This window comes from Thermostichus vulcanus str. 'Rupite', assembly GCF_022848905.1.
GTDB lineage: Bacteria > Cyanobacteriota > Cyanobacteriia > Thermostichales > Thermostichaceae > Thermostichus > Thermostichus vulcanus_A.
In genome coordinates this window covers 1-10,648 of sequence record NZ_JAFIRA010000068.1, presented here as the reverse complement: position 1 = coordinate 10,648, position 10,648 = coordinate 1, and the positions used below count along the sequence as shown (strand labels likewise).

The 10,648-nt window shown below is 55.1% G+C and carries 8 protein-coding genes; 4 read left to right on the top strand and 4 right to left on the bottom strand.

Annotated elements, in window-relative coordinates:
• Window positions 1-189 precede the first annotated feature (189 nt).
• The 3 genes from folD to xseA form a co-directional block, all read right to left on the bottom strand.
• Entirely contained in the window at window positions 190-1,077 is an 888-nt protein-coding gene (gene folD / locus JX360_RS16365) for a bifunctional methylenetetrahydrofolate dehydrogenase/methenyltetrahydrofolate cyclohydrolase FolD (RefSeq protein WP_244353065.1), read from the bottom strand.
• A 108-nt stretch (window positions 1,078-1,185) separates the two neighbouring features.
• Entirely contained in the window at window positions 1,186-1,428 is a 243-nt protein-coding gene (gene xseB / locus JX360_RS16360; protein ID WP_244353064.1) for an exodeoxyribonuclease VII small subunit, read from the bottom strand.
• Window positions 1,425-2,681, bottom strand: a complete 1,257-nt coding sequence (gene xseA, locus JX360_RS16355; protein WP_244353063.1) for an exodeoxyribonuclease VII large subunit — start codon at window positions 2,679-2,681, stop codon at window positions 1,425-1,427. The genes xseB and xseA overlap by 4 nt, the downstream gene beginning before the upstream one ends.
• An 88-nt stretch (window positions 2,682-2,769) precedes the next feature.
• Between xseA and JX360_RS16350 the strand changes: the two genes are divergently transcribed.
• The 3 genes from JX360_RS16350 to JX360_RS16340 all read left to right on the top strand — a co-directional run bounded on the left by JX360_RS16350 (window position 2,770) and on the right by JX360_RS16340 (window position 5,571).
• Window positions 2,770-3,915, top strand: a complete 1,146-nt coding sequence (locus JX360_RS16350; RefSeq protein WP_244353062.1) for an AI-2E family transporter — start codon at window positions 2,770-2,772, stop codon at window positions 3,913-3,915.
• Between the two features lie 117 nt (window positions 3,916-4,032).
• Complete coding sequence (locus JX360_RS16345; RefSeq protein ID WP_244353061.1) at window positions 4,033-4,407, top strand: DUF1257 domain-containing protein; 375 nt, start codon at window positions 4,033-4,035, stop codon at window positions 4,405-4,407.
• Window positions 4,408-4,455: 48 nt separating this feature from the next.
• Window positions 4,456-5,571, top strand: coding sequence for a pentapeptide repeat-containing protein (locus tag JX360_RS16340; RefSeq protein ID WP_244353060.1), 1,116 nt, complete (start codon window positions 4,456-4,458; stop codon window positions 5,569-5,571).
• A 38-nt stretch (window positions 5,572-5,609) separates the two neighbouring features.
• Here JX360_RS16340 and JX360_RS16335 read toward each other — a convergent pair whose 3' ends face one another.
• The gene (locus JX360_RS16335; protein ID WP_244353059.1) at window positions 5,610-9,671 is read right to left on the bottom strand and encodes a hypothetical protein; all 4,062 of its coding nucleotides are present in this window, start codon (window positions 9,669-9,671) and stop codon (window positions 5,610-5,612) included.
• A 132-nt stretch (window positions 9,672-9,803) separates the two neighbouring features.
• Here JX360_RS16335 and JX360_RS16330 point away from each other — a divergent pair, with 132 nt between their 5' ends.
• Window positions 9,804-10,556, top strand: coding sequence for a hypothetical protein (locus tag JX360_RS16330; RefSeq protein WP_244353058.1), 753 nt, complete (start codon window positions 9,804-9,806; stop codon window positions 10,554-10,556).
• Window positions 10,557-10,648 lie beyond the last annotated feature (92 nt).

Here is a 10,648-nt window from a genome sequence, read left to right as displayed (position 1 = left end):
AGTTTATACTATTCCTGAACTATCGATAGGTCTATCCCGACTCATCGAGAAGTTAAATTCATCCCGATGGCCTTGGATGTCTACCTCAATCCTGTTCTCCTCTGCTTAGAGTGACGAAAGAGGGATAGTCTCATCCCCCCATCGGGATCCCTTTTACCAGCGGATCCCCTGGGAATGAGAAGGGTTTGCTCACAGGCTGCAACCGTTTCCTCGGCGATTCCGCAGGCGGTAACTTTCGAGTGTATTGTGTAGCAGCATCGTCACCGTCATTGGCCCTACACCTCCTGGCACAGGCGTAATGGCAGCGGCCACCTCCTTCACCTCTTCGTAGCACACATCACCCACCAATTGGCTGGATCCGTCGGGGGTTAGGGTGCGGTTGATGCCCACATCGATGACCACTGCCCCTGGCTTGACCATGTCGGCAGAGAGCAGATTGGGTTTGCCCACCGCCATCACCACAATGTCAGCACGACGGGTCACATCCGCCAGATCGGGGGTGCGGGAATGGGCTAGGGTTACGGTGGCATCGGCAGCCAACAGCATTAAGCTCAAGGGCTTCCCCACCAGAATGCTCCGCCCCACCACGACAGCCTGTTTGCCGGATAGCGGGATCCCTTCGGTCTGCAACAGGCGCATTACCCCTAGAGGCGTACAACTTTGCAAGCCTGGTTCCCCGCGCAGCAGTCGCCCCAAGTTCATTGGGTGCAACCCATCCACATCCTTATCCGGTTCGATGGCCAATAGGGGTGGGATGGGATCCCAGCCGGGGGGTAGCGGGAGCTGGACCAGGATCCCGTCCACGCGCTCATCCTGATTCAGCCGGAGGATGGTGTCGAGCAACTGAGAAGGGGGCGCTTCAGCAGAGAAATGCTGACCAAAAGACGCCATGCCTACCCGCTCACAGGCCCGCTCCTTTCCCCGTACATAAGCAGCACTGGCGGGATCCTCCCCAACCCGCAACACCGCCAAACCTGGCGGACGACCCACCTGAGGGATCCAGGTTTGCACCTGTTCTGCCATCTCGGTTTGTAGGCGAGCCGCTAGGGCTTTGCCATCCAGGATCTTCGCGGACATGGTTGAGTCAGCCTCTCTGGAAAAATCAGTAAAAATCAGTGCATCAGAATCAGGACATTGGGGTGGGAATGGGGGAAATCCGTAGGATCGAGACTGGGGCAGGGATCCCTAAAACTCCTCCAGATCCTCTGTTGGATATGTTTCATCCAGTTGCTCAATAATAATTTCCACCTGCCGGCGCTTTTCCTGTAAAAAGGCTTCACAGGTTTTCAAGGTTTGGGCAGCCTGCTGAAAGCGTTCCACCACTTCCGCCAGATCCAGATCCCCCGATTCAATCTGATTGATCAGGGTTTCCACTTCGGCAATCGCCACCTCATAGCGCCAGGGATCCTCACTTTTACGCCGTTTCATTTTTTCTCCTCCTTCTCCTCTACCTGTACCCGTAAGTGTCCCGAGGCCAGTTGTATCACCAAGCGGGTTCCGGGGGGCAGATGAGGGGTGCGGACTAGGGATCCCTGTTCATCCCGCACCAAAGCATAGCCTCGTCTGAGCACAGCTTCCGGGTCAAGGGCTTGCAGGTGATCCCGCAGGGCCTGTTGCTGCTGGTGCTGCTGGTGGAGATGATGTCGCATGGCTTGGATGAGGCGCTGGCGCTGTTGGGTCAGCCGGTCTTGGGCCGCTTGGATCAACCGTTCGGGATGGACGAGGGCTAGGTGCTGCTGGGTGTGGTTGAGCTGGTGCTGAGCCCTCTGGAGCGCTTGGTTGATGCGGTTGATTAAGGTTTGCCGTAGCTGGGATCCCTGACGGTGCAATTCTTCTAGGTCAGGGACAACCCGCTCAGCCGCTGCAGTTGGGGTATGGGCTGCATAGTCCGCCGCATAATCTGCCAAGGTTTCATCCCGCTGGTGGCCGATGCCCGTGATCACCGGGATCCGGCACTCGGCGATTGCCCGTACCACCCGTTCATCGTTAAAACAGGCCAGATCTTCGCTCGCTCCCCCTCCCCGCGCCACCAAGAGCACTTCCGCCCGTCCATCCCGTTCTACCCGCTGAATGGCTCGCACAATCGACTCAGGGGCTGCCTCCCCCTGGACTTGTGCCGGGGAAAACAGCACCCGTAGGCCTGGGTAGCGACGGTTGAGGGTCCGTTGAATATCTCCCCAACCGGCGGCGTGGGGCGAACTGACGACCGCAATACACTGAGGGTGTGCGGGCAGAGGCCGTTGATTATCGAACAGCCCTTCGGCCCTGAGGCGGGCTTTGAGTTGCTGAAATCGGAGCGCCAGCAGCCCTGCTCCCGCCGGCAATAATTGCCAAATGACCATGCGATAGGTGCTGTTCCGGCTGTAGATGCCCACCTGACCCAGCACGATCACCTGTTGCCCCACTTCCGGCCAAAAACTGAGCTTGGCGGCTTGATTCTGCCAGATCACCCCACTCAAGGCATCGCCTGTTTCCGGATCCGTTAGGGTGAGAAACAAATGCCCATTGCGGCTGCGATTGCAACTGGAGACTTCCCCCGTCACCCAGAGGCGGACTAGGTAGGGATCCCCGCCCAGCAAAGACTGTAGGTAACCGGATACTCCGCCCACTGAAAGGAGAGGCACTTCGTCGGTCAGATCGGCTAAGGCCAAAGCCGCTTCTAAAGGGACAGGATCACGCATAAAGGCTGAAAAGGAGGCTGCCTGGAACCTTATCAAAATCTTTTGTGAATATGCGACGATAGGGCGAACAGAGGTGTTGGGTTGAGCCGTGACATTCGCCCAGTGGTTGGGGTTGGGGGCATTGCTAGGTTTGCTGGTTCTGCTCTGGCAGATTCGGCAGATTGCTTTGTTGGTGTTCGGGGCAATCGTGTTGGCGGTGGCACTGGATACTCTGGCCCAGATCCCGCAGCGCTATGGCTTTCGGCGTGGTCCTTCGATTGCGATCACCGGCCTAACAGTCTTGGTAGGAACCATCCTGGTGGGGTTAATTGTGGTGCCCCCCTTGGCGGATCAGTTGGGGCGGCTGTTTACCGATGTGGTGCCGGACGGGATCTTCCAGGCGCAGCGGCTGATTGAGAATTTCATTCTTTCCTTACCCACGGATATCGAGCTGCCCACCCTACGGGAGTTGGCCAATAGCTTGGTACCGCAGGCAACAGAGCTGGTGCGGCAGGCGCGAGACTTTTTCTCTCAGTCGTTTACGGCCTTTTTCGCCACCTTGATCAATCTGCTGTTTGTAATCATCCTCACCATTTTGTTGTTGGTGGATCCGCAAGCCTATAATCGCGCCTTTGTGTCGGTTTTTCCGGCCTTTTATCGGCCCCGCATTCGCTACATTCTCAAGCGCTGCGAGCTGGCCCTGCGGGGATGGCTGATGGGGATCATGCTGACCAGCACGTTGGTGATGTTGCTGAGTGGGATCGGGTTGTGGATTTTGGGGGTACCCCTGATCCTGGCCAATGCGGTGCTGGCGGGGGTGTTTAACTTTATCCCCAATATTGGCCCGACCCTGAGTGTGGTGGCCCCGATGCTGGTGGCCCTGACGGATGCCCCCTGGAAATCTTTGGCTGTCCTAGGCTTGTATATTTTGATCCAACAGTTGGAAAGCAGCGTCTTCACCCCGATTGTGATGTCGCGGCAGGTTTCTCTTTTGCCTGCCCTGACGTTGGTGGCCCAGATTACGTCTGCCTTTTTCTTCGGAGTGCTGGGCCTGTTTTTGGCCGTGCCTTTGGCGGCAATTGTGCAGGTGTGGATCCAGGAGGTACTGATTCGGGATGTGTTGGATCCCTGGCAGGGATCCCGGACAGGAGCCTTGTTAATGCTAGACAGTGGCTTGGATGGGCCGGATAGCCTGCAAGCCTCAGAAGAAAGTCATCCTGAGCTGCAGCCAGAAAGTTCAGCGCATGAGGTTTGAGGGATTTCCAACCGGGGATCCGTTTTTGTGACGCTCCTTAAACTTTTCTTCCCAGCCGCTGGGGCACTTTTATAGTGAGGATCTTGTACCCGTTGTTGTGAGTAGCATTGCTGAACCATGTCTCATTTCACCACGATTCAGGTGCAGATTAAGGATGGGGAGTTGCTGGCTGAAACTCTCCAGGAATTGGGCTATCAGGTGGAGCGGGATGCCAGCTTGCGGGGCTACTTGTGGAATCGCACCCGGGCTGACTTTGTGATTCGCCAGAAAAATGGCTTCGACATCGGGTTCCGTCGCCAGGGTGAGCACTACGAGCTGGTGGCGGATCTGTGGGGGGCCAAAATCGATCAACAGGCTTTTTTGCAGCCAATTCTGCAACGCTATGCTCATAAGCAGTTGCTGCGCTCAGCACGCCAACAGGGCTATGCCATCGAAGCAGAAGAACAACTAGAAGATGGCACCATCCGTGTGGTGGTGGGGCGTTGGGTATAGGCTAGGACACAAGGGACTCCGTCCCGCTGACACGATCGGGATCCGCTCATGACAGATAACCCCCAGCCAGCGGTTGGTATCAGCAAGGGATCCCGGCCATCCGCTTGGGATCTGGTCTTGGGAGGACAACGGCCCACGGGGGCAGCCCCCAGCCATGCTCTGGTTCTAGGAGGAATCGAAGGGCTACAACGGCGACTCACCCATGCGGACGAAGCGGTACGCCTAGCTGCTTTACCCCAGTTGCTCAACTATGGGCCGGTGGGTCTCACCCATTTGATCGAGGCTTTGGCTGGCAATAGCTCTTGGGCGGTGCGCTTGGCCGCTTGGCGCTTGTTGTCCCAGTTGGAGGCTGCAGAAGCTCAGGTGGCCTGTCGCACCTATAGCCCCTTTCGCCCGGTGGGGGGAGCCCAGGGGGTGATCGTGGCCTATCGGCGAGGGGAACGGGATTTTTCCTACGCGGATTTGGAGAAGGCCGATCTCCAGGAAGCCCGTCTGGGAGGGGTGAATCTGCTGGAGGCCAACCTCAGGGGAGCCAATTTGCGCTTTTGCAACTTCAACGGTGCCAAATTGCAGCAAACCGATTTGCGCCAGGCGGATTTGCAGCGGGCCAAGCTGAGTGGGGCCGATCTGCAAGGGGCGGATCTGCGGGGAACCGATTTGCGGGGGGTGAAGGTGAGTGGTACCAGCCTGCGGGGATCCCGACTGTCGGAAGAGACCCTCCTGGAGGAGCGGCTGCGTCATATCTGGCATTTGCAAAACTACGGCGGCCAGGGACAGAATCTCTCCGGCCAAGACCTCAGCAAAGCGGATTTGCGAGGGTTGCTGCTTTGCCAAATCCGGTTGCGAGAATCTAACCTCTCTGGGGCAGACCTGCGGGGATCCAACCTACAGGGGGCTGACTTGCGGGGGGCTAAGTTGCAGCGTGCTGATTTGCGGGGAGCCAATTTGCAAAATGCCGACTTGGAAGAAGCCGATCTGACTGGAGCTGAGCTACGTCGTGCCGCCTTTCAGGGAGCCAATCTGCGCCGGGCGGATATCAGCCGGGCCAACTTGGAACAGGCCAACCTAGAGGGATCCCGGATTGAAGGACTGAAACACAGCGGCGCTCTGGTGACGGGAGTCACTTTCCCTGACGGCACCCCCCTTAAGCCCTGGTGGTGGTGAGTTCCAAGCCACCGCTTTCAGGAGTTGCTTCAGAAGCGTTACAGGCGTTGGATCAGATCATGAACCTGCTGCAGTTGCCTGTCGTTGAGGCGCTCCAGGGCCTGCTGAATTTCCCCTCTCAGGCGAAATTGGGTGTTGGTTTGACCCTGCTCTAGGATCCACTGCTGCACCGGGCTGGGGTGCTCCACCAACGGATAACTCCAGGGATCCCATTCAGGAAGATCCGGTTCCGCCGCAGGCATGGGCTCGTTCCAGCGTTCTTGCCTTTCCTGCAGTTGACCTTCCAGAATATCAGTCGGTTTCCCTTGCCTCTGGAGATCATCCACATACCTTTTGCAAGTCTTCAGCCAGCGCTGGCGAATTTGAGAGCGTCCACGCAGGCCGATTCCTCCTCTGCCTTGGGCTTCGGTAAAACGGTTGTAGAAGCTGAGGGTATCTCTAAAAAGACCTACCCGCTCATAAGCCAATCCCAACTCCAATACCCGCTGCCGTGAGAACCAAGCATACTCCGCGTCCAAACTAGCCAGCACCTGCTGCATAAAGGGGCGCAGACCGTCTCGTTCAAAACTTCTCCAATCTATGGAGGGATCCCGCGCCACACTGGCCACCAGCTCATAGTCGTGTCCCCGCCGCCATGCCTGGGGATAAGCCTGCACCGTTTGCCAGAGTTTTTCCCATTTCCGGCACCAGATCAGGACTCGCAGCAACAAAGACCATTGCTTCAGTCGTTCTAGACTGGTCATGACTACATGGGTATACTGCTGCCACTCCCCTGCGAGAGGGAATCCAGCCTCCTGCCACAGGCGCACCACCTCCTGGTCTTGGCGGTCTTTGTTTAACCATTTCACCTTCTCCGGGAGAGGCTCCAGTTGAATCTTGGTGCGGTAGTACAGGGAATGCTCCGTTTCCCCGCCCTGATCCCAAGCCGCGATTGCCTCTTCCAGTTGGTTCTGGTAAAAGTAACAGGTGCCCAGGATCTTTAGGTGCCGCGTGGCAAACTCCCGTCGCTGCTGGAGAAGAGCCAAGGGCCCGGTCAAAGCCCCACAGGTTTCCTGCAAAAACCGGTTGCGCTCCTCCAGTGGGGGGCAGAAGGACTCCAGGCTGTTGACCACCCTCTCCAGTTGTCTCAAAAATTCCTCTATCCCTGCTTTCCAGGTGGCATCCCAGCGCTTTGGGCTCACGCCTGTACCCAGCCAATCCCGCACCCGTACCACCTGTCTGAACAGTGGGGCTGCCGAGAATTTGACCTTTGCCCCCTGCAACACCATGAGATCTATTAAGGGACTGTAATCGGGGATGTCCGGGATCCCTTCAAACCCCTGGCGGTGCTGTTGTAGGGCAGACCAAGCCTTGCCTTTCCAGAAGCATTCCCAGGCTTCCCGTTTGGGGTCCTTGTCGGGCAGCATTGAGGTCTGCATCTGCAAGAACTGTTGCCCTGCTTCCAGGTATCGTCCCTCCACACTGGCTATCCATGCCTCGCACTCCACGACCCCTTCCTGCTGACCCAACTGCCGCGCATAGCCCAGAGCCGTGGTGAGGGCATCCAGATTTTTTTCCTCCACGCCCCGCTTGAGAAACTCAACCGCCAAGCGAGCCATATCCTGAAGATTTTCAGCCGTCCAAAGGTTGATACCTCCCCCAACCACGGGGCGATTCAGCAAGGGTGGATGATCCTGCCACTGCCGCCGATCGGACTCCTCCAGCTGATTCAGCCAAAAGTCAATCTCCAGGGCGGGATCCCAGAAGTGCTGCTCTGCCTCTGGGGTGTCCACAATCGCCAAAGCTTTGATGGGACGGGTGATGCCAACATAAAGTTGGTTGAGAAAATAGCGTAACTTCAGGGATACGTCTTGCCCTTGAGCATAATGGGTGAGCTTGTGGAACTTGTGGCGGTAATAATAATAATCTCCGAACTTATAGAGGATGATCTTTTTGAATTCCATCCCCTTAACCGCTGTGACAGTTTGTAGCATTTCCGGTTTTTGATGCTGCTCCAGCTCTTGGGCAAAAATCTGCCGAAGATGGGGATCCTGGTGCAGGTAGTCGAGTTCTTCCCCCACAGCACAGGGAAGGATGCAAACCGTACCGGTACGGCTGTTCAGCATCCGCCGCAATTCCAGCGGGGTTAGGTTTTTGTTCAAGATCAACATCTGAGCTGTGATTTCTTGTTCATGAGGCCACCACGGGCGCTGGGGAGCAATTTGCTTATCCTCATTGAGGATCTGTCGCCATAAATTGACTACGTTACTGAGGCAGGTAATACGGGGAGCACAGCGGTAGTTATTGTGTAGGTCTTGAGAATCCGGCACTTCAAAGCAATGATTTGGCAACAGATGAGCCTGAATATGCTCATAAAGATATTTTTTAAGAACACTCCATCGAAAGCCGGTAGGGTTAATGGTTTGTAAGGGATCCCCAGCAAAGGCATAGGGCAGGTGTTGAATATGCCTGTCTAACTTAAATTTTCCCCAAGGGGATAGACAGAGAATGACACTCAGTTCAACTTGGGTAAAGTCCTGAATTTCATCGCAGAAAATCACCGGATGAATGGGTTGCAGGGTGCCGTTTTCTAAGACATCTCTAACCAGATCTTGATCATCCCAGCAATCCCCGTGTCCAGGGGTGGTTAGATCCCGATAGCCCGGCCAAATCTTCTCATAAATCTGGTCGAAGACCCTATCCTCAACACTGCGATCCGCTTGGGGTAATTCTCGATAGCTCTCGGGATCCAGATAGTCGCTGACGTCGTAGCCTTTGATCAAGGTGCGAATGGTATGCCAAGCCAGCTCCACATCTAAATGGCGATACCGGCGGCGGAATTGGTAAAAATTAATGTATCGCTCCGGTTGATAGCGCTCCTGCCGCTCCGGGGGCAAACAATTCAGCAAATACTCCTGAAAAGTACTGAAAAAATCCCAGCACTCTTGAATATCGGTTTCCAAAAACTCTTGTTCCTGTCGGTGCAGGTGGCTAACCCGCAGGATTTTACTCACCCGATTTCGGGCCTGCTGGACCAAAGCTGGGCTGTAGGTTAAAAAGAGCGGGCGGTACTGCGGCGCCTCATAGCGCCCCGTCTTGAGATAATATCTGCAGTAGTCGGCAAAGCGATAGTACAACATCAGGGATTTACCGCTGCCCGCCCGTCCATTGATCAGCAAGGGCATGGCCTCGTGTTGAAGAATGGCTTCTTCTTCCAGGGATAAAGCCAGGTTGCCTTCCGTCTCCGCCTGCATGTCCAGCCAAATCCTCTCATCCCCCACCATGTAATAGGGATAGGCGCGGTGGGCATATCGCTTCCAGGTTTCCAACGATCTGGGGTGCTCCAAAAGATCCGGCTGATCTACTCCCGACCCGAATAAGCCCGTCTTCTTCCCCAGCTCAAACCGCTCCTTCTGTGACGGAACCTCCTGATAAACCCCGATCAGAAACGGAAACCGCTCCTCTTGCCCCTCCACTTGCACCAAGCTAACTACTAAACAAACCGATCCCTCTGTCCAGCATTTAACCGCTGCTCCTAGAAAGAACTCTGGCAACTGCCGATAGCGGATCCCTTGCACATCCTCCACCAACTGCACTACAGCCTTGTAGATCTGCTGGCGCTGTTCCGCAGTTAGCTTCTGCATTTGCTTCACCCATTCGCCGCTCTCCAAAACCAGCCGCTCCCCATAGTCATGGGTATGCAGAAACTGCGTCCAGCCATAGAGTTCCTGGGGTAACTCTGGGGGATCCCCTACCCCATCCTCCTGCTTCCGTTGTTCCTGCACCCAAACCCGTAGGACTTCATCCTGAACCTCATCCCGGATTCTGCTTTGGTAGTTGGCTTCTGTGCGGTGATCCAAAAAATCCCGGTATTCACCACTACCCCGTAGCCACAGGCCAAACAGGATCAAAATCGGCACCTCATCTAGCCAACGCAAATCACCCACTAAACGGACATTCTTCCCCAAGTTACGTTTCCAGTAGGGAAAACGAATGTCAAACAGTTGATCTAGCAGGGTGGGATCCCCTTGTTTCAGTCGCTCCACTAATTTAGACAGAGGCTCGGTCAGGCCGAATCTGCCCGCAGCCTGCTCGACCGCTGCCGTACAATACACATACATGGGCTCCCTCCTATCATAGCCGAAGCTGAAAACCGTTCTGGACAAAACTGAAATTTATTTTATGCTAGGCTACTTCAACTGCCCCATACCCCAACAAATAGTTGCAATCAGCCATCTGCCCATGCCGTATCATTGGCAACAAAAATTCTCGGCTTTATGAGTACAATCCGTCGTCTGCTTGAAATCAGTCTCCTGGTAGCCGAGACCTTGGCTCAAGTTCGCCAGCATCAACCCGATCTTTGGCTGCTAGAGAAGCAGGCATGGGATCCACAATCCTCACTCTTTGTAACAAAAGCCGCTCAATTTCTTGAAAAATATGAACAGCGCCTGGGAATCTCTAGAGCAACCGATACCCTTCTGCGTCAACTCCTTCAGCCCCAGTTTTTCACAACCGAAGTTCATACCCAGCTCATCACGCAAATCGGCCAGCTCTGGCAACCGGAAACTCCGCGCTTGGTGGGAGCCATTTTGTTAGATGCTGACAACCAAACGTTAGCTGTGGACAAAGAGCAATGGATTCAGGAAGTTACGGAAACTTCCATCAACTATCGTTTTGCGTTCGCCAATTGGAAAGCCCGCAATGCAGATGTTGAGCTAAAAAGGCGGGGGTACTATCTGCTGCACGCTCCGGCAGGTGACGATATGACCGATGGTCTTATGATTGCTTTTGCCAGTACACTACCCCAGCATTATTCAGAAGTAGGGCGGGTATTTATCTGCTCCAATGACCGCACCTTTGATGCACTGGCGGCTACATTCTCCAAATATCGCGTGACCTGTTATCGCGTGATTCAGTTGAACCGCCATCGCCTGCGTATCTACAACTATCAAACAGGAATGACTCACGAGTATGGCTCTCCTGACATTTTGGTGTCGATAGTATAATGAGATACTGAGTTCCATGACGAACATTGGTTCCTCTTGATAAGTTATTGGGTCTTGCTGGAGTCAAAATCCAAGAGTTTGTAGAGTTAGAA

Coding starts and splice junctions, on each gene's coding strand:
- JX360_RS16345 (WP_244353061.1), top strand. CDS start 4,033: ATGTCTCATTTCACCACGATTCAGGTGCAGATTAAGGATGGGGAGTTG.
- JX360_RS16335 (WP_244353059.1), bottom strand. CDS start 9,671: ATGTATGTGTATTGTACGGCAGCGGTCGAGCAGGCTGCGGGCAGATTC.
- JX360_RS16340 (WP_244353060.1), top strand. CDS start 4,456: ATGACAGATAACCCCCAGCCAGCGGTTGGTATCAGCAAGGGATCCCGG.
- xseB (WP_244353064.1), bottom strand. CDS start 1,428: ATGAAACGGCGTAAAAGTGAGGATCCCTGGCGCTATGAGGTGGCGATT.
- folD (WP_244353065.1), bottom strand. CDS start 1,077: ATGTCCGCGAAGATCCTGGATGGCAAAGCCCTAGCGGCTCGCCTACAA.
- xseA (WP_244353063.1), bottom strand. CDS start 2,681: ATGCGTGATCCTGTCCCTTTAGAAGCGGCTTTGGCCTTAGCCGATCTG.